The organism is Dechloromonas sp. HYN0024, from assembly GCF_003441615.1.
Classification (GTDB): Bacteria; Pseudomonadota; Gammaproteobacteria; order Burkholderiales; family Rhodocyclaceae; genus Azonexus.
Map to the genome: position 1 here is coordinate 1,215,341 of NZ_CP031842.1, position 24,977 is coordinate 1,240,317.

Annotated in this window: 17 protein-coding genes; 11 read left to right on the forward strand and 6 right to left on the reverse strand. The window is 59.8% G+C overall.

The genetic code is table 11. From position 1 onward, the window contains the following. The 6 genes from HYN24_RS05805 to HYN24_RS05830 are packed head-to-tail and all read left to right on the forward strand — an operon-like array spanning position 1 to position 6,757. A complete protein-coding gene (locus HYN24_RS05805; protein ID WP_117608370.1) occupies positions 1–1,200 on the forward strand; it encodes an acetyl-CoA C-acyltransferase in 1,200 nt (399 codons plus the stop codon). A gap of 22 nt (positions 1,201–1,222) precedes the next feature. After that, complete coding sequence (locus HYN24_RS05810; protein WP_117608371.1) at positions 1,223–1,738, forward strand: DUF4442 domain-containing protein; 516 nt, start codon at positions 1,223–1,225, stop codon at positions 1,736–1,738. Then, complete coding sequence (locus tag HYN24_RS05815; RefSeq protein ID WP_117608372.1) at positions 1,735–2,310, forward strand: chalcone isomerase family protein; 576 nt, start codon at positions 1,735–1,737, stop codon at positions 2,308–2,310. Before HYN24_RS05810 ends, HYN24_RS05815 begins: the two co-directional genes overlap by 4 nt. A 26-nt stretch (positions 2,311–2,336) precedes the next feature. Beyond that, positions 2,337–3,995 (forward strand): long-chain-fatty-acid--CoA ligase, encoded by a 1,659-nt coding sequence (locus HYN24_RS05820; protein ID WP_117608373.1) that lies wholly within the window; start codon positions 2,337–2,339, stop codon positions 3,993–3,995. After that, entirely contained in the window at positions 3,995–4,942 is a 948-nt protein-coding gene (locus tag HYN24_RS05825) for a nitronate monooxygenase family protein (protein ID WP_117608374.1), read from the forward strand. The genes HYN24_RS05820 and HYN24_RS05825 overlap by 1 nt, the downstream gene beginning before the upstream one ends. A 21-nt stretch (positions 4,943–4,963) precedes the next feature. After that, positions 4,964–6,757 (forward strand): acyl-CoA dehydrogenase C-terminal domain-containing protein, encoded by a 1,794-nt coding sequence (locus tag HYN24_RS05830; protein ID WP_117608375.1) that lies wholly within the window; start codon positions 4,964–4,966, stop codon positions 6,755–6,757. Between the two features lie 31 nt (positions 6,758–6,788). On the opposite strand, the gene ppk1 is transcribed toward HYN24_RS05830, so the two are convergent. The 3 genes from ppk1 to HYN24_RS05845 all read right to left on the reverse strand — a co-directional run bounded on the left by ppk1 (position 6,789) and on the right by HYN24_RS05845 (position 11,650). Further along, the gene (gene ppk1, locus HYN24_RS05835) at positions 6,789–8,870 is read right to left on the reverse strand and encodes a polyphosphate kinase 1 (protein ID WP_117608376.1); all 2,082 of its coding nucleotides are present in this window, start codon (positions 8,868–8,870) and stop codon (positions 6,789–6,791) included. A gap of 123 nt (positions 8,871–8,993) precedes the next feature. Further along, complete coding sequence (locus tag HYN24_RS05840; RefSeq protein ID WP_162888608.1) at positions 8,994–10,334, reverse strand: isochorismate synthase MenF; 1,341 nt, start codon at positions 10,332–10,334, stop codon at positions 8,994–8,996. After that, a complete protein-coding gene (locus HYN24_RS05845) occupies positions 10,331–11,650 on the reverse strand; it encodes a class I adenylate-forming enzyme family protein (protein WP_117608378.1) in 1,320 nt (439 codons plus the stop codon). Before HYN24_RS05845 ends, HYN24_RS05840 begins: the two co-directional genes overlap by 4 nt. 4 nt (positions 11,651–11,654) lie before the next feature. Here HYN24_RS05845 and HYN24_RS05850 point away from each other — a divergent pair, with 4 nt between their 5' ends. Beyond that, positions 11,655–12,263 carry a TlpA disulfide reductase family protein gene (locus tag HYN24_RS05850; RefSeq protein ID WP_240327744.1) on the forward strand — a complete coding sequence of 203 codons (609 nt, stop codon included), beginning with the start codon at positions 11,655–11,657 and terminating at the stop codon, positions 12,261–12,263. A gap of 54 nt (positions 12,264–12,317) precedes the next feature. Here the strand turns inward: HYN24_RS05850 and HYN24_RS05855 are convergent, their stop codons facing one another. From HYN24_RS05855 to HYN24_RS05865, 3 genes are all read right to left on the reverse strand, one after another. Further along, positions 12,318–13,172: a DUF6502 family protein gene (locus tag HYN24_RS05855; RefSeq protein ID WP_117608380.1), complete on the reverse strand. Its 855-nt coding sequence runs from the start codon at positions 13,170–13,172 to the stop codon at positions 12,318–12,320. A gap of 91 nt (positions 13,173–13,263) precedes the next feature. Beyond that, positions 13,264–14,562 (reverse strand): NAD(P)-binding domain-containing protein, encoded by a 1,299-nt coding sequence (locus tag HYN24_RS05860; protein WP_162888609.1) that lies wholly within the window; start codon positions 14,560–14,562, stop codon positions 13,264–13,266. Then, the gene (locus tag HYN24_RS05865) at positions 14,559–15,521 is read right to left on the reverse strand and encodes a diguanylate cyclase domain-containing protein (RefSeq protein WP_117608381.1); all 963 of its coding nucleotides are present in this window, start codon (positions 15,519–15,521) and stop codon (positions 14,559–14,561) included. The genes HYN24_RS05860 and HYN24_RS05865 overlap by 4 nt, the downstream gene beginning before the upstream one ends. A 183-nt stretch (positions 15,522–15,704) precedes the next feature. On the opposite strand from HYN24_RS05865, the gene HYN24_RS05870 reads away from it, so the two are divergent. The 4 genes from HYN24_RS05870 to HYN24_RS05885 all read left to right on the forward strand — a co-directional run bounded on the left by HYN24_RS05870 (position 15,705) and on the right by HYN24_RS05885 (position 24,932). Further along, the gene (locus HYN24_RS05870; RefSeq protein WP_162888610.1) at positions 15,705–16,592 is read left to right on the forward strand and encodes a hypothetical protein; all 888 of its coding nucleotides are present in this window, start codon (positions 15,705–15,707) and stop codon (positions 16,590–16,592) included. Beyond that, positions 16,567–18,399, forward strand: coding sequence for a cytochrome c3 family protein (locus HYN24_RS05875; RefSeq protein WP_117608383.1), 1,833 nt, complete (start codon positions 16,567–16,569; stop codon positions 18,397–18,399). Before HYN24_RS05870 ends, HYN24_RS05875 begins: the two co-directional genes overlap by 26 nt. Before the next feature lie 189 nt (positions 18,400–18,588). After that, the gene (locus HYN24_RS16350) at positions 18,589–18,978 is read left to right on the forward strand and encodes a cytochrome c3 family protein (protein WP_371413246.1); all 390 of its coding nucleotides are present in this window, start codon (positions 18,589–18,591) and stop codon (positions 18,976–18,978) included. Beyond that, the gene (locus tag HYN24_RS05885; protein ID WP_162888611.1) at positions 18,975–24,932 is read left to right on the forward strand and encodes a multiheme c-type cytochrome; all 5,958 of its coding nucleotides are present in this window, start codon (positions 18,975–18,977) and stop codon (positions 24,930–24,932) included. The genes HYN24_RS16350 and HYN24_RS05885 overlap by 4 nt, the downstream gene beginning before the upstream one ends. Positions 24,933–24,977: the final 45 nt, after the last annotated feature.

Consider the following 24,977-nt stretch of genomic DNA (forward strand, 5'->3'; position numbering starts at 1 on the left):
ATGAGCAAACAGATTCAAGACGCTTACATCGTCGCTGCCACCCGTCTGCCGGTGGCCAAGAAAAATGGCATGTTCAAGAACGTGCGGCCGGATGACATGCTGGCTCATGCCATCAAGTCGGTTGTCGCGCAGGTGCCGGGCATAGATCCCGCCCTGATCGGCGACGTTATCGTCGGCTGTGCCATGCCAGAAGCTGAACAGGGCATGAACGTCGCCCGCATTGGCCTGCTCCTGGCCGGGCTGCCGATTACCGTGCCGGGCATCACGATCAACCGCTTTTGCTCCTCCGGGGTGCAGGCCGTGGCTGATGCCGCCAACCAGATTCGTCTCGGCCTGGCCGATGTGATGATTGCCGCCGGTACGGAGTCGATGTCGGTGATGCCGCAGATGATGGGCAACAAGATGTCGATGAACCCGGCCATTTTCGCGCGCGAGGAAAACCTCGGCATTGCCTACGGCATGGGCCTCACCGCCGAGAAGGTGGCGAACCAGTGGAAGGTCAGCCGTGAAGCGCAGGATGCCTTTGCCGTCGAGTCGCATCGGCGGGCCTGTGCAGCCATTGCCGCCGGCCACTTCAAGGCGGAGATCTCACCTTATACCATCCGCGAAAGTCTACCCGATCTGACCTCTGGCGAGATTCGCCTGCGCGAGCGGACCGTCGATACCGACGAAGGCCCGCGTCCCGATTCGGCGCTCGACAAGCTGGCCAAACTCAAGCCAGTGTTTCATGCCCGTGGTTCGGTGACGGCCGGCAACTCCTCCCAGATGTCGGACGGTGCCGGTGCGGTGATGCTGGTGTCGGAAAAAATCCTCCGCCAGCACAACCTGACGCCGCTGGCCCGCTTTGCCGGTTATGCCGTCGGTGGCGTAGCCCCGGAAATCATGGGTATCGGGCCGGTCGCGGCAATCCCCAAGGTCCTGGCGCAAGTCGGCATCACCCAGGATCAACTGGACTGGATCGAACTCAACGAAGCCTTTGCTGCCCAGTCGATTGCTGTCATGCAGGAACTCGGCATCGATCCGGGCAAGGTCAATCCGCTCGGCGGCGCCATTGCCCTCGGCCATCCGCTCGGGGCGACCGGGGCCATCCGCATTGCCACGGTCGTCCATGGCCTGCAACGCACGGGCGGCAGGTACGGCATGGTGACCATGTGCATCGGCACAGGCATGGGCGCCGCTGGCATCATCGAGCGGATTTGACCATCGGACCGGGAAGCAACGCATGAAACCCGCCTGGCTGGCCAAACTTCCCCCCGTCTGGCGGGCGCGCATGGTGCGGATGGGATTCAACCTCCATCCCGCCTTTCGCGGCAGCGGCGGGCGGGTGATCCATGTGGCGAATGACCTGCGCCACATCCGGGTACGCCTGCCCTTGAACTGGAAGACGAAAAACATCGTCGGCTCGCTCTATGGCGGTTCGCTCTTTGCGATCACTGACGGGGCGCATCCGATGATGCTGATGGCGGCACTGGGCAGCGGCTACATCGTGTGGGACAAGGCGGCGAGCATTCGCTACTGCAAGCCGGGGTTTTCGACGCTGTATGCAGATTTTGTGCTGAGTGACGCGGAAATGGCTGAAATCCGGGCCGGGTTGGCGACCAGTCCCGAGCTGGAGCGAACGTATCAGGTCGAATTGAAGGACAAGCAGGGCAATGTGCATACCGTGGTCGAACGCACGGTATATATTGCCGATAAACATTACTACCGACAAAAGAGCGGTGGAGGAGACAAAGCATGATTACATCGACAAGCGTCCGGCGGGCCGCCCTGATAGCTGCGCTGGTCGCCGCGCCAGGCCTGCATGCGGCCGAGGTGGCCGGCGTCAGGGTGGATGACAGCATCCGGGTGGGCGGTAGCGAACTGGTGCTCAACGGCGCAGGCCTGCGCAGCAAACTGTTCATCAAGGTCTATGTCGGCGCGCTTTACGTCGGTCACAAGGCGGCGACGCCGAATGCCATCTACGATAGCCCGCAGCCGCGCCGCATGGTGATGCGGATGCTGCGCGATCTCGATGCCGATACGCTGAGTTCGGCCCTCGACGATGGCTTCAAAAGCAACCACAGCCCGGCCGAGCTGGCTGAGTTGAAGGGTCAGGCCGTACAGTTGAGCGGCATCATGAAGGGGATCGGCAAGGTCCGCGAAGGCGATACCGTGGCAATTGATTTTTCGAGCGATGGCGTTGCTGTCAGCCTCAATGGCGAAGGGCGCGGCAAGGTAGCCGGTACTGCCTTTGGGAAAGCGCTGCTCAAAGTCTGGCTGGGCGAAAAACCGGTAGACGCCTCACTCAAGAAGGCGTTGCTCGGCAGTTAAGCAGGCACAACAAGGAGGAGACAATAATGGAAAAAATCTGGCTACAAAGCTATCCCAATGGCGTGCCGGCCGAGATCGACATCGACCATATTCCGTCGCTCGTCGCGCTGTTTGAAAAAGCCTGTTCAACCTATGCCGACAAGGTGGCCTACCTCAGCATGTGCAAGAGCATGACCTATCGTCAGCTCGACGAGGAGAGCAAGGCCTTTGCCGGCTGGCTCCAGGCCAAGGGGCTGAAAAAGGGCGACCGTGTGGCGCTGATGATGCCCAACCTGCTGCAATACCCGGTAGCGCTGTTTGGCACGCTCAGGGCCGGTTGTGTCGTCGTCAATTGCAATCCACTCTACACGCCGCGTGAACTGGAACACCAGCTCAAGGATTCGGGTGCGGTCGCTATCGTCATCGTCGAAAACTTTGCCCATACCCTGGAACAGGTGGTCGCCAACACCGGCATCAAGCACGTCATCGTTACCCCGATGGGCGAAATGCTCGGCCTGAAGGGCGTCATCGTCAATTTCGTCGTGCGCCATGTGAAAAAGCTGGTGCCGGCCTGGAAACTGCCCGGTTCGATTGGTTTCAACAGTGCGTTGGCTACCGGGCGGAGTCACGGCTGCCAGCCGGTGCTACTGGTTCAGGACGACATTGCGTTCTTGCAATACACGGGTGGCACGACCGGGGTTTCCAAGGGGGCGATGCTCACGCATGCCAACATTAGTTCGAACGTGATGCAGGCCTACAGCTGGATCAAGCCGGTGGTGCGTGAGGGCGAGGAATTCATTATCACCGCCTTGCCGCTGTATCACATCTTCGCCCTGACGGCGAATTGCCTGACTTTCCTGATGGTCGGCGCGCGCAATCTGCTGATTGCCAATCCGCGGGATATTCCCGGCTTCGTCAAGGAGTGGGCGAAGTACCCGGTGACGGTGGTGACCGGTGTTAATACGCTGTTCAACGCGCTGCTCAACAATCCGGACTTCGCCGCGCTGGATTTTTCGACCATGCGTGTCACGCTGGGCGGCGGTATGGCCGTCCAGGGGCCGGTCGCCGAGAAGTGGAAGCAGGTGACGGGGACGCCCCTGCTGCAAGCCTATGGCCTCACCGAAACCTCGCCGGCAGCAACGATCAATCCGCTCGACATGGGCGAATTCAATGGTTCCATCGGCCTGCCGATTTCGTCGACCGAGGTGTCGATCCGCGACGATTACGGTCATGAAGTGCCGCAAGGGCAGGTTGGCGAAATCTGCATTCGCGGACCACAGGTCATGAAAGGCTACTGGCAACGTCAGGATGAAACCGACCTTGCCTTCTATCCGGACCATTTTTTGCGTACCGGTGACGTCGGTTACGTCGACAAGAAGGGTTTCGTCTTCCTGGTCGACCGCAAGAAGGACATGATCCTGGTCTCCGGCTTCAACGTCTATCCGAACGAGGTTGAGGAAGTCGTCGCCATGCACCCCGGCGTGATGGATGTCGCAGCGATTGGTGTGGCCGATGAGAACTCCGGTGAGGCCGTCAAGATTTTCGTCGTCCGCAAGGACCCGGCGGTGACCGAACGCATGCTGATTGAGCATTGTCGCGGCCTGCTTACCGGCTACAAGATTCCCAAACATGTTGAATTCCGTGATGACCTGCCGCGCACCAATGTTGGCAAGATCCTGCGTCGCGCTTTGAAAGAGGGGGCGTGATGGCTATTCCGGCATCACTCAACAAGAATCTCGCGCTGCCGGTCATTTGTGCGCCGATGTTCATCGTGTCTAACCCCGATCTCGTCATTGCCCAGTGCAAGGGTGGCCTGATCGGTTCCTTCCCGGCCCTCAATGCCCGGCCGAAGGAACTGCTCGACGAATGGCTGATCCGCATCAAGAGTGAACTGGCGGCTGACCCCCTGGCGGCACCGTTCGCCGTCAACCAGATCATCCATCCCTCGAACGACCGCCTCGAACACGACATGGGGCTGTGCGTAAAGCACGAGGTGCCGCTGATCATTACCAGTCTGTCGGCACCGACGGCCATCGTGCCGCATGTCCATGCCTACGGTGGTCAGGTCTTTCATGACGTGATCAGCGTCCGTCATGCCGAAAAGGCGCTTGAGGCCGGGGTCGATGGCCTGATCCTGGTTTGCGCCGGGGCCGGCGGTCATGCCGGGACACTCAGCCCGTTCGCCCTGGTAGGTGAAATCCGCAAGTTCTACGATGGCCCGATTGCCCTCTCCGGTTCGATCACCAACGGCAGTGCGATTCTCGCCGCGCAGGCCATGGGAGCGGATTTTGCCTATATCGGCACGCGCTTCATCGCCACGGCCGAGGCCAATGCCGTCGAAGCCTATAAGCAGGCGATTGTCGATTCAGCCGCCAAGGACGTGGTCTATACGCCGTACTTCACGGGGGTGCATGGTAACTACCTGAGCAAGAGCATCGTTGCTGCCGGTCTCGATCCGGCCAATCTGCCGGTCAAGGACAAGACGGCGATGAGTTTCGGCGGCGCCCGTGATGCCAAGGCATGGAAAGACATCTGGGGGGCCGGGCAAGGCGTTGGCACGATCAATGACGTGATGCCGACGGCCGGGTTGATTGCCCGCCTGAGACAGGAATACAAGGTGGCCAAAGCGTCGCTATGCAGCAATCCATTCTGAAGCATTAAGGAGACAGACAACATGAGCGACTATAGAGCGCCCGTAAAAGACATGCGTTTCGTCATGGATGAACTGGCCGGTTTCAAGGAACTGAGCCAGATCGCCGGTTTCGAGGAAGCGACCCCCGACCTGGCCGATGCCGTACTGGATGAAGCGGCCAAATTTTCCGGTGAAGTCCTCGCCCCGCTCAATCGCATCGGCGACCAGCAGGGCTGCAAGCTGACCCCCAACGGCGTCACCACGCCGACCGGCTGGAAGGAAGCCTACCGTGCCTTCTGTGAAGCGGGCTGGAACGGCATTTCGTCACCGGCCGATTTCGGTGGTCAGGGCCTGCCCGATACGCTGGGTATCGCCGTCAAGGAAATGGTCTGCTCGGCCAATCTGTCGTTTTCACTCGGTCCCCTGCTGACGACCGGCGCGGTCGAAGCCCTGCTGACCTGTGCCAGCGATGAGTTGAAGGCGATTTACCTGGAAAAGATGATTACCGGCCAATGGACCGGCACGATGAACCTGACCGAGCCACAGGCCGGCTCCGATCTGGCCCTTATCCGCTCACGCGCCGAACCGCAGGCAGATGGGAGCTATCGCGTTTTCGGCCAGAAGATCTTCATCACCTACGGCGATCACGACATGACGGACAACATCGTCCACCTCGTGTTGGCCCGCCTGCCCGATGCGCCACCCGGAGTGAAGGGCATCTCGATGTTCCTGGTGCCGAAATTCCTGGTCAATGCCGATGGTTCGCTCGGCGCACGCAACGACGCCTATTGCGTCTCGATCGAACACAAGCTTGGCATCCACGCCAGCCCGACCTGCGTCATGGCCTATGGTGACAATGGTGGTGCCGTCGGCTACCTGCTCGGCGAAGCCAATCGTGGCCTCGAATACATGTTCATCATGATGAACGAAGCCCGCCTTGGCGTTGGCCTGCAGGGTATCGCCCTGGGCGAACGGGCCTACCAGCAGGCGCTCGGCTATGCCCGCGAGCGCAAGCAGGGGCGCGATGCGGTGACTGGCGAGGCGCTGGTTACGCTCGATCACCACCCCGACATCCGGCGCATGTTGATGCTCATGAAATCCCGCGTCGAGGCCTGCCGCGCCATGGCTTACTTCACCTCGGGGTTGCTTGACCGGGCGCATGCCGTGACCGATCCGGAGGAAAAGAAACGCAATCTTTTCCTGGCCGAATTCATGATTCCCATCGTCAAGGGTGGTGGTACTGAAATGGGTATCGAAGTCACCTCGCTCGGCGTCCAGATTTACGGCGGCATGGGTTTCATCGAAGAAACGGGCGCTGCCCAGCACTGGCGCGACTCGCGTATCACCACCATTTACGAAGGGACGACCGGTATTCAGGCCAACGACCTGCTGTTCCGGAAACTGATGCGCGATCAGGGGGGCACGGCAAAAATCGTGTTCGGCGAGGTTTATGCCACGGCCAAGGCCCTCGGCGCGTCGGGCAAGCCGGAACTGCAGGCTATCGGCCAGCGCCTAGGCGTGGCACTCAAGGCTTGGACAGAGGCCACCGAATGGTTGGCTGCCAATGCCAAAACCGGCCTTTCCGGCGTCCTGACTGCGGCCGTGCCCTACCTGCACCTGGCCGTCACTGTATGCGGCGGCTGGTTCATGGGCAAGGCGGCGCTGGCGGCGGCGGGTTATATCGACCGGGCCGAAGGCGATCAGGCTTTCTATCGCGCCAAGATTGCTACGGCCCGTTTCTATGCCGACCAGATGCTGCCCCAGGCAACGTCATACGGTGAAACGGTAAGGGCCGGCGATGCCGCGCTGGCCGGGATGGGCGACGAAATTTTTTAGGGCGTGACGGCTGATCGGCGCCGTGCGCCAATCAGCTGTTGCCCAACGTCAACATCAGTTCGCCTTGGGCATTGTGTGGCTTGGCACGCGATGTGCGGCGACGCTGGTAGTTCCCCTGGCTGTTCATGTCCCAGCCCTGCTGGTTGTCACCCAGATAGAATTTGAGGCCTTCGGTGATGACCCGCTTTTTCAGCTTGGGATCGATAATGGGGAAGGCCAGCTCGATACGTTTGAAGAAATTTCGTTCCATCCAGTCGGCGCTGGACAGGTAAACGGTTTCCTTGCCGCCGGCGAGGAAATAGAAGATCCGGTGGTGTTCAAGGAAACGGCCGATGATCGAGCGGACGCGAATGTTTTCCGACAGTCCCGGTACGCCAGGACGCAGAGCGCAGACGCCACGGACAATGAGGTCGACTTCGACGCCGGCCTTCGAGGCTTCGTAGAGGGCATCGATGACTTCCGGTTCGAGCAGCGAATTCATCTTGGCGACGATGCGGGCCTTGCCGCCGGCCTTGGCCGTTTCCGTTTCGGCGCGGATCCCGGCAACGACATTGGGTTGCAGCGTGAACGGGGCCTGCCACAGGTGCTTGAGGGTGCGTGCCTTGCCCAGACCGGTCAGTTGCTTGAAGACTTCGCTGACGTCGTTGGTGATTTCCTCGTTGGCCGTCATCAGACCGAAGTCGGAATAAAGGCGGGCGGTGCGCGGGTGGTAGTTGCCGGTGCCGAGGTGAGCGTAGCGCTTGAGGCCACCTTCTTCGCGGCGCACGATAAGGAGCGCCTTTGCGTGGGTCTTGTAGCCAACGACGCCATAGACCACATGGGCGCCAACGTCTTCGAGCTTGGTAGCCCAGCTGATGTTGGCTTCCTCGTCGAAACGGGCCATCAGTTCGACGACGACGGTGACTTCCTTGCCGTTCTGGGCAGCGCGGATCAGCGACTCCATGAGCACTGAGTCGGTACCGGTGCGGTACACCGTCATCTTGATCGCCACCACGGCGGGGTCGGTCGCCGCCTGGCTGAGGAACTCGATGACCGGCGCGAAGGACTGGTAGGGGTGGTGCAGCAGGACGTCGGTCTTGCGGATGGTGTCAAAAATATTGACGCCCTTACCGACGGCTTTGGGCAGGCCGGGGACGAAGGGGGTGAATTTCATGTCCGGGCGATCGACCCAGTCCGGGACCTGCATCAGGCGGACGAGATTGACCGGGCCATTGACGCGATAGAGATCGGCTGGCTTGAGGTTGAACTGAGCGAGCAGGAATTCGGTCATTGCCTCCGAGCAGTTGTTGGCTACCTCAAGGCGCACGGCATTGCCGAAATGGCGCTGGGGAAGTTCGCCCTGCAGCTTGGTGCGCAGGTTGGTGACTTCTTCTTCGTCTACGAAGAGGTCCGAGTTGCGCGTGGCGCGGAACTGGTAGCAGCCGAGGACGGTCATGCCGGTGAACAATTCACCGACAAATTCATGCAGGATCGATGACAGGAAAACGAAGCCATAGGCACAGCCGGCCAGCTCTTCAGGCAACTGGATAACGCGCGGCAGGACGCGCGGCGCCTGGACGATGGCGGCATTGGAGCTGCGGCCGAAGGCATCCTTGCCTTCGAGTTCGATGGCGAAATTCAGACTCTTGTTGAGCACTTTCGGGAAAGGATGCGACGGATCGAGCCCAATCGGCGTCAGAACCGGCACCATTTCACGCAGAAAGTAATTGCGGATCCACTCGCGCTGGGCTTCGTTCCACGACGAACGGCGCAGAAAACGAATGCCTTCTTTGGCGAGCGCCGGCAGGATGATTTCGTTGAAGTGCTCGTATTGCTCGGTAACGATGGCATGAGCTTCGGCGGAGACCAGCCGGTAGGCTTCCTGGGCGGTCTTGCCATCGGTGGTGACCACGGTGGCATGGGCTTTGACCTGTTCCTTGAGTCCGGCCATGCGGATCTCGAAGAATTCATCGAGATTGCTCGAAACAATGCACAGAAAGCGCAGCCGTTCGAGCAGTGGCATCCGCTCGTCCTCTGCCTGAGCGAGAACCCGCCGGTTGAAGGCGAGTAGACCCAGCTCACGGTTGAGATAGTTTTCCGTCGGAAAGCGGGGCTTTGGAAGAGGATGGGTCATCGCGCAAGTTCCATGTGATTCCTGAAGTATATGCCTCAAGATCATAATTTTGTTGCATAAAAATTACAGCACGATGACAGCTGAAGGGCATTTGCCGGGATTTGCAAAAACAGCTGATTTTTCTCAGGCCCGGCGACTGTCGCCGGATTCAAGTCTGCTTGCCGGGCTCAGCGCGTTGAGCATGGTGTCCAGCTTGGCATTGGTTTCGGCGAGTTCCTGTAGCGCATCTGAGCCGGCAACAATACCGGCCCCGGCGTGCAACTTGGCGGTATGACCATCGAGCAGGGCGGAGCGCAGGGCGACGGAAAACTCGCCGTCGCCAGACGCGTTGAGTAGACCGATCCCGCCGCTGTACCAGCCGCTGCGCTGTTCCTTGTGTTCGGCCAGCCAGGCCTGGGCTGCCAGGACAGGGAAGCCGCCAATGGCTGGTGTCGGGTGAAGTGCCCTGACCAGGTCGAGCAGTGTTGTGTCCGGCCCGACCTTGGCCGATATGCGGCTGCGCAGGTGGTGCAGGTGGCCGGCGGCATGTTCGCTGGCCAGGCCTATGGTCGGCGGCTGGTCGCAGAACGGCAACAGGGCGGCGCAGACCGCCTCGACGACCAGCGCCTGCTCGTGCCGGTTCTTGCCGGCGGAGAGCGCCAGCGAACCTGGCCAAGAAGTGCCGGCCAGTGCGTCGGCATCGATGCGCTGGTCGACCAGACGGATCAGACGTTCCGGTGTGGCGCCAAGAAAGTGCTGCTGGCCGTTGCCATAGGCGTACACCAGGCTGGATGGTTGCTGACGGACCAGTTGCCCGAGAACCCTGCAGGCCGGGAATGGCCCGTCGGCCTCGATGGTTCGGCGACGACTCAGGACGATCTTGGCGACCCGTCCCCCGTCGATGTCCCGCAGTGCCGCCTTGACGCGGGCCAGCCAGGCTTGTTCGGCCAAACCTTCCGGGCGTTCGCCGCGTTGTTGTGGCAGGTGGGCGGGGGAGGCATTCGCCAACAGCTTTGGCCATTCGGTGATGGCGTCGGCGAGTCGGCCGGCTGGCGTACTGAGGGTCACCCAGCATTCGCTGGCCACCGTTTCGAGCAGGATGGACGGAATGGCCAGGAGAGCATTGGGCAGCGGGGCATGGTTGTCGGCAGCGAAGGCGAAGCCGGCAAAGGCGTAGGCCGGCCCGTTGCGCCGCCAGTCCCGGCAGAATCCGGCGAAAGCGTTGTCCAGTGCGGCGAAGCGGTTGGGGCCGGCGCTCGTGACGTGGAGGGCGTGGCCAATGGCCAGACGATATTCCTGCTGATCGGGCCGGGCGCGATACCAGTACGGGGTGTCGGCAGGCAGGAGGTTCAGCCAGTCCGTGTCACCGCACCCCAGTGGCAGGCGCAGGCTGACCGGGGCTGCCCCCGGGGCGCCGGTCGCGAGCGCTTCGAGTTTCGCTAGCGTAGATGGCGCTGTCAGACAGCGGAGCAGGGCATGGATCACGAGTTGGCCTCGGCAGCCAGACGGCGCAAGGCGGGGCGTTCCAGCTTGCCGGTCGGGGTGCGGGGCAGGCCGCTGACGCCGAGAACCCGGCGCGGCAAGGCAGCTGACGGCAGGTGTTGGCGGGCGTATGCGAGTAGTTCGGACGGGGAGGTGGGGCCGACGATCAGGGCGACAATGAGGTCACCCCAGACCGGGTCGGGCTGGCCGGTCACCGCGACATCGACGACGCCGGGGCAGGCCGCCAGGCAGGATTCAATCTCCTGTGGATGAACATTGCGGCCACCGCTGATCAGCATGTCATCGGCCCGGCCGAGAATGGTCAGGCTGCCACAGCTGTCGATCCGGGCGAGGTCGCCGGTGGTCAGCCAGCCATCGGCATCGATGCCGCTGCCGTCGATGTAGCCGGCCATGACCTGCGGACCGCGCACGGCAAGGCGGCCATTCTCGCCGATGCGGATGTCGTGGCCGGGCATTGGCTGGCCGACCAGACCAGCATGCCAGGGGCCATCAGCCGGTTTGAAGGTGGCGAATTGGGCGGCCGTCTCGCTCATTCCGTAGCTGGGGTAGAGCGGCCAGCCGGTGGCCACAGCTTTGTCGTAAAGGGATTGGGCCAGTGCAGCCCCGCCGATCAGCGCAACGCGCAGGCTGGCCGGTGGTCGGCATCCGATGTCGAGCAGCCGGGCGAGCATGGCCGGGACCAGAGAAATGTGGGTGACCGGATGGCTATCCAGGTCGGCGGCAACGTCCTCGGCGGCGAAGCCGTTGTGGAGCAGCATGGTGGCAGAGGCGCGGGCGCAGCGCCAGAGGATTGCCTGGCCGCCGATGTGGTAGAGCGGCAGGCAGTTCAGCCAGATATCCCCAGGATGCAGGGGGAGGAGGGCATTTGAGGCAGCGGCAGCAGCATCGAGCTGGCGCTGGCCTAGAACGACGGCGCGTGGCGTCCCCTCGCTGCCGCTGGTGGCGATGATCAAGGCGGCTTGGTCCGGAATCGTGGCGATGGCTGGTATCGACGGGCCAATTTCAAGGGGGAAAAACGGCCGGTTGAGGTAGCTGCAGGCATATGCGTGGCGGGCCAGATGCAGGCTGTTGCCTGTCTCGACGATGGCCCACTGACGGCTGGCGATCCGGGCGGCCAAGCATTCAATGTCCTTGAGCAAGGCGGCAAACGTCACGCTTTCTCCGGCATGCTGCCAGGCGCTGGTCAGCGGATGCTTGGCCGCTGCCTGCTGCAGATGATTGGCGAGAGAATTCGAAGGGGATGCCATAAGCTTTCGATTATAAATAGGCCCTGCCTTGTTCAAGGCGAGACAGATCAAGAAAATGCCTTACGATAACGCCTTGGCGCGGGACCGATTTGTCCTGCGGAGAATGGATTTCATGGAGTTTGGTATGGGCAGTAATGACTGGCGATGCGGGGCGCTCAAGGGGATGGCAGTCGGTCTCTGCCTCATGCTATTGGCTGGTGGGGCGATGGCCGCAACGCCCGGCGAGGTTCCGGTCGGCGCGTTGCTGCCCGAAGCCCAATTGAATCCGCTGGTCGGCGGCCCCGGCAAGCTCTCGTCATTTCGCGGCAAGCCGGTTCTGATCAATGTCTGGGCTAGCTGGTGCGGCCCCTGCCGGGAGGAGATGGGGTCGATCGAGCGTCTCAATCGGCGCTACGGCGGCAAGGCCTTCAACATCGTTGGTATCTCGACTGACGACGATTACGTTGCGGCGGCAAAATTCGTCAAGGTATCAGGCGTCAGCTTTCCGAATTACATCGACCGTAATCTGGTCCTGGAAAACATGCTGGGGGCAAATCGTTTGCCACTGACCGTGCTGGTCGATGGCGATGGTAGGATCATCAAGAAAATTTCCGGGTCGCGGGCCTGGGACAGTCCGGAGGCAATCAACCTGATTACGCAGGCGTTTCGCCTCAAGGCGCAATAAACAGGATTGCGCTATATTGGACTTAGCGGCAGGCCCATCGGCAAGCCTTAGGTTCTATTTTTTTGCCACCTTGGTGGCGTCGGTGCTGTAAAAGTAGACGCCACAGGTAAAGCGCTTTTTCGACCCGAAATCGAGATCGGCCGGGAACTGGCTGTCATTGTCAGCCCGCTGGGCAGCTAGCGTGTGCAATTGGGTCAGCGTCTGCATGCCGAGTTTGGCCGCGCGCTCGCGCAGTTCTTCAACCTGGGCTTCACTCAGCGCATCATGGTGCACGCTGCGCTCAAACCACGGATCCCCGGCTGTCAGCACGTTATCCGCGGCGGCGGCTGCATGATCGCCGAGGTTGTGACCGTAATAGGCGAGCTTTTCTTCCTCGCCTTCCCTCGGCACAAAGGCATTGTTGACGAGTACGACTTCGTCCTTCTTGTTGATCTTGACGACGCCCTGGCGCAGCCATTCATCAAGTACCGAGCGCGGGCGAATATCCTGGCTGATACTGGCGACCAGCGTTTCAAAGGAGGCCTCGCCGGCCTTGCCGGTCAGCCTGGGCAGCGGGCGTGGCTGGCCGCTTTCATCGAGCCATTGGGCATCGGTGATCCACGTTGCAACGACCTGGGCGCTCAGTGAAATCTTGGGTGGCAGATTGGCTTCGACATCGGGCAATTCGCGCAGACGTTTGACATCCTTACGGTGCACACCGGTGATCAGACTAATCCGGCTATCGGTAGAGGCCTTGCTGTTGAGCGAAAAGTCACGTTCGGCAACATCGACAAAGACACGCTTGAGCAACTCGATCGCCATGGGCAGCGTGATCTCGTAAGCCAGCATGACGCGGACGATGGGCGACAGGACTCGATGTATTGCGGAGAGAAGAGCAGAGCGCAGCGGCGACTCGGAGTTGGCATTCATTTGCGGAGAATTTTCCCACTTTCACCGGTAGGGGTAAAGAGGATACCCAGAAAATATGCCAAAAAGCCGAGCTACATCAAATTTCACATTGTTAATCGCCGTAGCGGGTATTGACCTGAACGCCCATTTTTTTCAGCATCGGTGTCGGCAATTCGCCGCCGGCACAGACGATGACGGCATCGTTCTTCCGTTCGAGAATTTCATCACCAAACTTGAGGAAGATCTTGTCGGTGGTGATTTCCTTGACCGTGGTTTCGAGCACCTGTTCGATCCGGTTGTCGGCGATGGCTTCGGCCAGCCGCGTCCGGTTTTTCGGCTTGACCCGGTCGAAGGCCTTGCCGCGATAGCTCAGGGTCACGTGCGTGCCGGCTTCGTTGGCAATGTCGAGGGCGGCTTCCAGTGCGCTGTCGCCGCCACCGACGACGAGGACGTGCTTGCCACGGTATTGATCGGCCTCGATCAGGCGATAGACCACCTTAGGCTGTTCTTCGCCCTTGGCACCGAGCTTGCGCGGGGTGCCGCGGCGGCCGATGGCGAGCAGCACACTGGCTGTCGTGTAGGTGGCCTTGTTGGTGCGGATGGTGAATGCCCCGTCGACCGGGGTGATTTCTTCCATGCGCTCACTGAAATGGATGTTTGGCGTGGCCTTGTTGAGAATGCCCTGCCAGATTTCCATCAGTTCTTCCTTGCTCACTTCACGTACCTTGATCTCGCCAACTATCGGCAGATTCATCGGGGCTGTCATCACCAGCTTGTTGCGCGGGTAGTGATAGGTGGTGCCGCCGAGCGAATCTTCCTGCTCAACGGTGACGTAATTCAGGCCGATTTCCTTGGCGGCCAGCGAGGCGGCGATACCGGCCGGGCCCGCCCCGATGATCACCAGATCGTACTCGGCCGTGCCGCGCGGCCGGCTCGAAATGGACTTCACAGCCGAGGTGCCCTGGCGGATGGCGTTGCGGATCAGGCCCATGCCGCCGAGTTCGCCGGCGATGTAAATGCCGGGGATGTTGGTCTGGAAATCCGGATCGACCTCGGGGATGTCCATGCCGCGCTTGGCCGTACCGAAGACCAGCTTGATGGCGCCGACCGGGCAGGCCGGGGCGCACGCACCATGGCCGATACAGTGGGTGGGATTGATCAGGACACCCTTGCCCTTGATGACCCCGAGGGCATGTTCCGGGCAGGCTCTGACGCAGGCGCCCGAACCCATGCAGATCGACAGGTCGACCACCGGGTGCAACGATGGTGGCTCGGTCAGGCCAGCTTCCTGGTTTTCCTTGAGAACGGCGTGGTGGGCGGCTGAAACCTTTTTCTGGGAGCGCAGGTGAAATGCCGCCGGCACCAGTATGAGCAGGGCAGGAAGAATGTAGAAAAGCAGGTCGGAGATCATTCGGCGGCCGCCACAAGTTTGTTTTCCAGCGTGCTGACCGTGCTCATCGGGTCTTCGCCGGGTTGGTGCTGGGCTGTGGCGATGGTGACGGCGAGCGGTGTTTTCTGGCCAAAATCAAGATGATCAAATGCGTTCCGGATTCCCTGCGCCAATTTGCCGGCCATGGCCTCGGTGGTGTTGGGAAGAAGAATCATGAAGGTGGTCCGGTCCCACTGGCAGGCGGTATCCGAGGTGCGCAGGCGGTTGGTGATCGTTTCAGCGTATTGGCACAACTGAGCATCTTGGAGCTGGGTCGTGGCCAGCGGGGTAATCCGGCAGGCCACCAGCGAGAGCGGCAGTTGATGGCGGTCGAAAATCGAGGAGACGTGGGCCAGTTCGGCTTCGAAACATTCAGGTGAAGGCAGGCCAGTCAGCGGGTCGCGCAGGTTCATGGTGGCGTTGTGATCCGGAGCCGACGACTGAGAGACATAGCGGACGACCAGCGCAACCAGTAGTGACAGTATGAGATGTTCGTCCAGGCGTTCGTGCTGACTCGCCATTTGCCAGGTGAGGATGACAAAAAAGCCGCCGAGCAGCAGCCACATCTGACGGGCCATGTTTTTGTAGCGCCAGGCCCACCAGCCTGCGACAAGGGGCGACCAGAACAATAATGTGGTGGCCAGTTCGGAGGTTGACTGGCTGGGTCCGAAGCGGATGCCGAGGCTGGCAATGATCAGTACGTAGATGGCGATGTCGACTGCCAGCCCTGCATTGCGCTCGGCAAGCTTCCAGCCGGCCAGATGGGCGATCCAGATAAGCAGGAGCGGGACGCTGATGGCCAGGTAAATCAAGCCGGTTCCTGTCGGCCAGTGGCGCTGGAATTCAACGCAGGCAATGACGAAGATGCCAAGCAGGCCACCCATCGAACCCGCGGAGTTGATTGTGCCGGCTTTTGTCGTGTGCGTGGTGTTTTCGGCCATTTTCGATTTCTCCGGAACGGGGTGTACCTTGCCAAGTAAATTTTTTGATATTCTTGAGCCAGTGTGAAATTTTACCTCGCCATGCGGCAACCCGGTAGACTAGTGACAACGGGGCGCTTCGGGCGTCAGGGCTTCGAGCCGATAACTGAATTGGATTTTATGGATACGAGTGCGCTGGGCCCGATGACTGTGATTTCTACGGAGGGAGAAGCAAAGTCCTCCGGTGAGTCGGTACTGCGCCTCGTCTGGCGCGTGTCGATCTTGGTCCTCGTCGCTTTGGTCGTCTTTCTCGCCTGGTTGGTCCGGACGGGGGAGCTCTACGCATCCAACTCCGATTTTGCCTACTATATTGGCCTGGTCGGCGGACTGCTCATGCTCGCCCTTCTGCTCTACCCCTTGCGCAAGCGGATTCCCTCCTGGGAACGTCTGGGGAAAATGGAGTCATGGTTCAAGTATCACATGGTGGCTGGTATTGTCGGTCCGCTGCTGGTCCTCTTCCATTCGACCTTCAGAACCGGTTCGCTCAACGGGGCAGCGGCGCTCTACTCGATGCTGCTGGTGGCGATCAGTGGCGTCATGGGGCGCTTTATCTACCGCCGTATCCACCGCGGCCTCTATGGCAAGAAGCTCACTCTCGAAGATGTGGCGGTGCTGATGGCCGAATGTGCCATCCACGTGCGCTCGATCTATGCCCTGCAGCCGGATATCGAGCCACGGCTCAAAGCTTTTCGCGATATGGCCTTTGACCAGACCGGGTCCACGTTGTACCGCGTCTGGCGCTTCATGACCTTGCACTGGAAGAGCCGGCGCCTTTCGAGGGAAGTCCGGGCAGATGCCAAGAACGGCTTGGTCAGGCAGTTTAAGGAGCAGGGTGGGTCGCGCCGCGATGTGATCATGAACTACCGGCTGGCCAAGGACCAGATCGACCGTTATCTCGATTCTATCGTCATGGCTTCCCAGCTTTCCGTCTGGGAATTGCTGTTTTCCTATTGGCACATTATCCATATTCCCTTCCTCTATTTGCTGGTTTTCAGTGGAGTCGTCCATGTCGTTGCCGTCCACATGTATTAAGCGGCTGTTTTCCGGACTGCTGCTCGCGGCGACCCTGTTTGCCGGTGGCGCGTCGGCGCAGTCGGCTGTCGAAAAGGCGTTGATGCCGGGTGAGGTGATTACCGGGCACGCCAAATACGAACAAGAGTGCGAGAAGTGCCACCAGCGCTTCGACAAGAAGGCGCAGACCAGGCTGTGCCTGGATTGTCACAAGGATGTTGCCACCGACATTCGTGGTAAGACACGTCTACATGGCAAGCTCGACGATAACGCCTGCCGCAATTGCCACATCGAGCACAAGGGGCGGGCCGCCAATATGGCCCCCATCGACAAGAAGACGTTTGATCACGCACGTACCGATTTCAAGCTGCTTGGTGCTCACAAAGAGGCCAAGTGCGACAGCTGTCACCTGCCGAAGAAGAAATTCCGCGAAGCGCCCAAGCTTTGTAACGACTGCCACAAGAAGATCGACGACGAAAAGGGCCACAAGGGCCATCTCGGCACGAAGTGCGAGAACTGCCATAACGAAAAGAAGTGGACCGACACCAAATTTGACCACGAAAAGACCAAGTTCTCCCTGGTTGGTGGCAAGCACGCCGACGTCAAGTGCAAGGAGTGCCACGAGGACAAGACCTACCAGAAGACCCCGCTGACCTGTAACGGCTGTCACAAGAAGATCGACCAGGACAAGGGCCACAAGGGCCGTTACGGCATCAAGTGCGAATCCTGCCACAACGACAAGGGGTGGAAGGAAATCGACTTCGAGCATGACAAGGACACCAAGTACGCCTTGAAGGGCAAGCACCGCCAGACCAAGTGCAACGCCTGCCACCTGCCGGAGAAGGGCAACATCTATCAGGTCAAGCTGCCCAACAAGTGCGTCGCCTGTCACAAGAAGGATGACCAGGAAAAAGGCCACAAGGGCGAACTGGGCGAAAAGTGCGAGTCCTGCCACAACGAGCGGAGCTGGAAGAACTCCATTTTCGACCACGACGAGACCGATTTCCCGCTGCGCGACAAGCACAAGGACGCCAAGTGCGAAACCTGCCACAAGGGTGGTGTGAGCGGCCCCAAGGCCACCAAGTTGAAGGTGGATACGACCTGTTACGCCTGCCACCGCAAGAACGACGATGAAAAGGGCCACAAGGGCCGCTACGGCGAGAAGTGCGGCACCTGCCACACGGCCAAGGACTGGAAGACCAGCATCTTCAATCACGACAAGGAAACCAAGTACCTGATCAAGGGCAAGCATAGGGAAACCAAGTGCGATGCCTGCCACCTGCCGGAAAAGGGCAATATCTACAAGAGCAAGCTGGAAAACACCTGTATTGCCTGTCATAAGAAGGACGACAAGCACAAGGGCCAGCTCGGCAACAAGTGCGAAAGCTGCCACGATGAAACCAAGTGGAAGGACGCACCGTTCGACCATAAACTGTCGCGCTTCCCGCTGACTGGCAGCCATGCCAAGGTCGAGTGCAAGAAATGTCACCTGTCGCCGGCCTTCAAGGACGCGCCTCTGACTTGTAACGGTTGTCACGAGAAGGACGACAAGCACAAGGGGGCGTTCGGCAAGAAGTGTGAGAGCTGTCACTACACCGGCACCTGGAAATCCTGGGACTTCGATCACTCGAAGACCAATTTCATCCTCGATGGTGGGCATACCAAGGTCGATTGCTACGACTGTCACAAGCCGCCCAAGCCCGGCGTGGCGAAGGTCAGTAAGCTTTGTGTCAGCTGCCACGTCAAGGATGACGTCCATAACGGCAGTTTCAGTACACAGTGTGAACGTTGTCACGTGACTGCAAACTGGAAAAAGGTCCGACGGTAGCCAAATGCATAATTTGTGTGATAAATTCCCACCCGCAAATGCTTGCAGTTTTGCTGCCTCATGTCGTTGTTCGTGCAGTCCCCCGTTTTTTAGCCAAATTGTCGGGAATCCCCGGTGCCACAGGATGATCCGTCCATGAAAAATCTACTACGCATTCTCTTCGCGCTACTGGCTGCGGCCATAGTGTTCATGGGGCAATGGGGGGAAGCGTTTGGACAGACCGGGGCTGGTGCGGCGCAGAATCTTTCGTTCGATCACGCGACAACTGGTGTGTCTCTTGACCCACTCCATAGGGCAGCTCCTTGCGAGTCGTGCCATACCGGTGGGACGTTTAAGGGTACGCCAAGAGTTTGTTCAACCTGCCATGCAGGTCCGGGATCTCGGGCACTTGTGTGGAATAAGAGTGCAAACCACATTCCGGCTAAAAATATTGAGTGCTCTGTTTGTCATACCTCGGGGGGGCTGGTGCGATATTGGGGGTTGCGTCTAGTGGAACAATTTCCCAGGCTGCTTCTGGCGGAGCTCCGGGGTTTACTCAAGGGGCATCAGGGCACCCGATTAACCCGCTTATCGGGGTGACAGCTACTAATTGTATTACCTGCCACAACGGAGCCTTCGTTGGTGCCAATGCATTGACCAAGCCGGCGATGCACATTCAGACGGCTCAGCCTTGCAGCACCTGCCATACGACAACCTCCTGGCTTCCTGCTACCAATCCGCACGCTGGCGGTGTGAATGGTCGGTGTTCAACCTGCCACAACGGTGTCAACGCAACTGGCAAAACCGCCCGCCATATCCCGACTTCTGCCTCCTGCGACACCTGCCACACCAATTTCGTCAGTTTCGTACCGTCGACGATGAATCACACCGGCCTGAATGGCCAGTGTTCTACCTGTCACTCTGGTGCTTATGACTCGCAAAATGCCCAGAGCAAGCCATCGACGCACGTCATTACGACGGCGCAGTGCGATACCTGTCACGCCTCGACGACGACCTGGGCAACAGGGACATTTGCCCACGCCAATCCTCCAGGTGTTTGTTCAAGCTGCCATAACGGTACCAATGCCATAGGCAAGCCGCTTAATCACGTTCCGACTTCGGCGACTTGCGATACATGTCACACCAATCAGGTCGCCTTCAAGCCAGCCCAGATGAATCACAGCAGCACGGCTGGTCAGTGCGCCAATTGTCACAATGGCAGCTATGTCTTTGCCAATGCACTCGGTCGTTCCGGGCGCCATATTCCGACCACCGTCTCCTGTGACTCCTGTCACACGCTGGGGTTTGTGAATTGGTCGCCGGCTGTGATGAACCATGCTGGGATGGCCGGCAAGTGCTCGAGCTGTCATAGTGGCGGCTATCTGCCGCAGAACGCCCAGACCAAGCCGGCAACTCACATCAGCACGACGGCACAATGCGATACCTGCCATAGCTCGACGACGACCTGGGCAACCGGTGTCTTTGATCACTCCACGGCGAGCCCTGCCGTGGCTGGTCGCTGTTCGACCTGCCACAACGGCACGAATGCGCTCGGCAAGTCGGTTAACCACATTCCGGACTCCCGGCAATGCGATACCTGTCACAAGACCTTTGCTGGCTTTGCCACGGCGGTCATGGATCACACGGGTACGACAGGAAAATGTTCAACCTGCCATAACGGCTCCTTTACTGCTGTCAACGCGTTGGGTCAGCCAAAGGCGGGGCATATTCCGACTATCGCGCAGTGCGATACCTGTCACGTCAACGGATTTATAAGCTTTGCTCCGGCAGCCATGAATCACACCGGCCTCGCCGGCAAGTGCGATACCTGCCACGGTGGTGCGTTCATCGCCGTCAATGCCATGACCAAGCCGGCAACACACGTCACGACCACGGCGCAGTGCGATTCTTGCCATTCATCGACGACGACGTGGACGGCCTATATCTATACCCACGATGGCTCGGCATTTGGCAATTGTTCAAACTGTCACGGTAATGGCATCTCCTTGGGCAAACCAGCCAATCACATCCCGTCTACGGCGCAGTGCGATAGCTGCCACAACAATTTTGTCTCCTTCAAGCCGGCCATCTTTACCCATACCGTTACCCAGATTGGCGGGAATTCATGTGCTACCTGCCACAGCGGTGCCTTTAACGGGGTCAATGCCCAGTCCAAGCCGGTAACCCACATCCAGACGCAGCAGTCCTGCGAAATCTGTCATGGCACGACGGCCTGGAAGCCGGCCGTCTTTGACCATACCGGCGTCGCAGCCGGAACCTGCTCGACTTGTCATAATGGTGTCAATGCCCTCGGCAAACCGACGGTCGGCCATATTCCGACCACGGCACAGTGCGATACCTGCCACAAGAATTACACGACTTTCAAGCCAGCGGCGATGGATCACACTGGCCTGACGGGTCAGTGTTCGACCTGTCACAACGGCAATTATGTTGCCCAGAATGCACTGGGCAAGTCAGCCGGCCATATTCCCGTGACGGCACAGTGCGATACCTGCCACGTCAATACCAGCAACTTCAAATTGTGGTCGCCGGTTGCCATGAACCACACCGGTCTGACTGCCTGTGCATCCTGCCACAGCGGTACCTACCTCGCGCAAAATGCGCAGGTCAAGCCGGCCACACACATTGCTACGACGGCCGAATGTTCGACCTGCCACAACTCGACTACCACCTGGGCGACCGGCGTCTTCAATCACGCCACCGCCAGCCCGGCTGTGACTGGCCGTTGTTCGACCTGCCACAACGGAACCAACGGGATCGGTAAGCCGAGCACACACGTCCCGACGACCGCCCAGTGCGATACCTGTCACACCAACTTCACGGCCTTCAAACCGGCGCAGATGAACCACACCGGGATGGCCGGCCAGTGCGCTAGTTGTCACAATGGTGGCTACGTGGCGATGAATGCGCAGGCCAAGCCGGCTACCCACGTTGCCACGACGTCGCAGTGCGATACCTGTCACGGTTCGACGGTGGATTGGAAACTGGCGGTTGCCTACGTCCATGCGCCGACGGTCTATGCCAACTGTACGAGTGCGGGTTGCCATAACGGCGTAACCGCGACGGGGCAGGGCGCCGGCCATATTCCGACAACTCAGGCATGCTCCACCTGCCACAAGAATTTCGTCAGCTTCAAGCCGGCCCAGATGGCTCACGTCAACGTGAATAACACTTGCTCGAGCTGCCATAACGCCACCTATGCCTCGAAGAATGCCTTGCCGATGCCGGCGGCACATATTCAGGTAAGTTCCCAGTGCGATACCTGCCATATCAACGGCTATGTCACGTGGTCGCCGGCGGTCATGAACCACACCGGCCTGACCTCTTGCTCGACTTGCCACAGCGGCGCTTACCTTTCGCAAAACGCACAGATGAAGCCTGCGACGCACGTGGCAACGACCAATCAGTGTTCGACCTGTCACTTGTCGACGACCTCCTGGTCTACCGCCGTCAACTATGTTCACCCGAATACCGTTGTCCTCGGTGGCGGCGGCTGCTCGACCTGCCACAACAGCACCACGGCGCTTGGCAAGTCGACCAACCACATCCCGACCACTGGTCAGTGCGATACCTGTCACGCCACCTTCGTCGCCTTCGCTCCGGCTGCCATGAACCACACCGGTACGGCAGGTCAGTGTGCGACCTGCCATAGCGGTGCCTTCACGGCGCTCAATGCTCAGGTCAAGTCGGCTGCCCACATTCCGACCACGCAGTCCTGTGATACCTGTCACGGCACCCTTGCCTGGAAGCCGACCACTTATACCCACCAGGGCGTGGTCGCCGGAACCTGTGCAACTTGCCACAACGGCACCAGTGCGCTGGGCAAGACGACCACCCACATTCCGACCACGGCGGCGTGCGATACCTGCCACAAGAATTACACGGCATTTGCCCCGGCTACGATGAACCACACCGGTCTGGCGGGGCAGTGTTCGACTTGCCACAGCGGTACCTATGTCAGCATCAACGCCCAGAAGAAGACGGCAACCCACATCGCCACCAGCGCCCAGTGCGACACCTGCCACAATTCAACCACCACCTGGGCAACCGGCGTGTTCAACCACGCCACGGCGACTCCGGCGGTGACCGGACGCTGTTCGAGCTGTCACAACGGCATCAATGCCCTTGGCCTGCCGACGACGCATATTCCGACTCAGGCAGCCGAGTGCGATACCTGTCACACCAATACGACCGCCTTCAAGCCGGCCAAGATGAACCACACCAGTGGCAACTCGGCGAATAAGTGTTCGTGGTGCCACAGTGGTAATTACCTCTACGCCAACGCACTGGCCAAGCCGGCCAATCACATTCCGGACTCCCGTCAGTGCGATACCTGCCACAAGAACGGCTTCGTTACTTGGTCGCCCTCGACCATGGATCACACCGGTCTGACCCAATGTACGACCTGTCACAACGGTTCGTATCTGGCGCAGAACGCGCAGGCCAAGCCGATTACCCACCAGGTGACGACGGCGCAATGTTCAAGCTGCCATAGTTCGACAACGTCCTGGGCCATCGCCACGCAGAATCACGCGGTCCTCACGCCGCCAGCGACCGGTCGTTGCTCGACCTGTCACAACAGCATCAATGCGCTGGGCAAGCCGACCAACCACATTCCGACGACCGGTCAGTGCGACACCTGCCACAACACCTTCGTGGCATTTGCGCCGGCGGCGATGAACCACACCGGCACCACTGGCCAGTGTGCGACTTGCCACAGCGGTGCCTATACGGCGCTCAATGCGCAGATCAAGCCGGCGACGCACATTCAGACGACTGCTTCTTGCGACACCTGTCACGGCACGATCGCCTGGAAGCCCGCTACCTACGCCCACACCGGCGTAGCTGCCGGCACCTGCGCCACTTGTCACAATGGAACCAACGCGCTGGGCAAGAATGCAACCCACATCCCGGTGACGAGTTCCTGCGATAACTGCCACAAGAATTACGTGGCGTTCTTCCCGGCACAGATGAGCCACACCGGGCTGAACGGTCAGTGTTCGACCTGCCACAGCGGTGCTTATGTGGCGGTCAATGCGCAGAAAAAGTCGGCTACCCACGTAGCGACGACGCTGCAGTGCGATACCTGCCACACCTCGACGACGACCTGGGCCAATGCAACCTTTGCCCACGCCACGCCGCCTGGTGTCTGCTCGACCTGCCACAACGGTACGACTGCGCTGGGCAAACCGACGACGCACATCCCGACCACCGCAACCTGTGATACCTGCCACAAGAACCAGATTGCCTTCAATCCGGCGCAGATGGATCACACAGGGATGACGGTGTGTTCGACCTGCCATAACGGCACTTATACGTCGATCAATGCGCAGGCCAAGTCTGCGGCGCATATTCCGGTGACCAGCGATTGCTTTGCCTGCCACAAGACTTTCGTAACCTGGTCCCCATCGGCGATGAGTCATACCGGATTGACCGCGTGCTCGACCTGCCACAGCGGTGCTTATCTCTCGCAAAACGCACAGATGAAACCCGTGACCCACCAGGTGACGACGGCGCAGTGTTCGAGTTGCCACACGTCGACTGTTTCCTGGGCGATGCATACGCAGGATCACTCGGTACTCTCGCCACCGGCCACAGGCCGCTGCTCGACGTGTCATAACAGCGTCATCGCCATTGGCAAGTCGACCAACCACATCCCGACCACCGGGCAGTGTGACACCTGTCACAATAACTACACCCTGTTTGCCCCGGCGGCCATGAACCACACCGGTACGGCCGGGAACTGTATCAGTTGTCACGGTGGTGCTTACACGACGCTCAACGCGCAAGCCAAACCGGCAACACACATGCCGACGACACAGCAGTGCGACTACTGCCATACGACGACATTGTGGAAGCCGACCAGCTTTGCACACACCGCAACGCAGATGGGGACGAACTCCTGTGCGACCTGCCATAACGGCACGATAGCCTCGGGCAAGCCGGTTTTGCATATTCCGACCACCGCCGCCTGTAGTGTCTGTCACCGTACGGGGATTTCTTGGCTGCCACTGATCCTGCCGTATGCCCACACGGGTATTGCCGCCGGAACGTGTTCGACATGCCACCTCGTCAGCTACCCGAGCATGAGCTACAAACCGGCCAGCCACCTGCCAACGACGGCATCCTGCGACGCCTGCCATAACAAGACAGCATGGACCGGGCCATATACCTTTAACCACATTGGGGTCGTAGCCGGTACCTGTGATTCCTGTCACGTGTCCCCATACACTGGGGTTACGGTCAAGCCGACCAATCACATGCCCTATGGCGCGGCCAACAAGTGCGACGCTTGCCATACCACGTCGACGTTTGCCACTTCGACCAAGACGGGTGCCACCTTGCATGCCATGCTTACCGGAACGCCGTGCTACGCCTGTCACGACCGTAGCTCTACCTATCTGGTTGGAAATGCGGCAAACTTCAGAGTAAGTCGGTCCAGCCATCATAGTGCCGGCAGCAAGGATTGTTCGTCGAGTGGTTGCCACCGGCCGTTGGGTAGTATCGGTTCGGCCTATACAAAATGGAATTGATTTTGCGAGATAACGTAATTGTCAGGTTTGCACATGCTGCGGCAT